Origin of the sequence: Salegentibacter tibetensis, assembly GCF_020164485.1 — a bacterium.
Taxonomy (GTDB): Bacteria; Bacteroidota; Bacteroidia; order Flavobacteriales; family Flavobacteriaceae; genus Salegentibacter; species Salegentibacter tibetensis.
Genome location: NZ_JAIQZA010000128.1, coordinates 1 through 355, shown reverse-complemented (window position 1 = coordinate 355; position 355 = coordinate 1). Strand labels below are relative to the sequence as shown.

The following is a 355-nucleotide window of genomic DNA, read 5'->3' as shown; positions in this document are numbered from 1 at the left end:
AAGCCAGAAACACCCATACCTGGATGCAGGAATCAATTAAAGCTGGTGTTGTTTACAAAGAGCCTTTTTGGAAAGACCATAAAGTTTCAATCATTGTAAGTAACCAGGGTCCTGTTATAGAATATTACGACCATAGCGATTCTACGAATTCTAGATTCGCCCTGTGTGGATTCTTACATCCCGATTCTGGAAATCTAAAAAGAGTAGAACGGGAAGAAAAGGTAATTGCTCAGTTAAAACGTCTGTTTGGGAGAGAAGCAGGAGAATACACCAGTTACGAAGAGGTTGTGTGGCAAAATGAAAAGTTTACAAATGCCAATACGGGAGAAACTTTTCTGCCCCATCAAAACAATGG

1 protein-coding gene is annotated in these 355 nt (G+C 40.0%); it reads left to right on the top strand.

The features are described from left to right. Positions 1–355 (top strand): FAD-dependent oxidoreductase (locus LB467_RS19620; protein WP_224475678.1); only part of this gene is annotated, 355 nt, incomplete at both ends.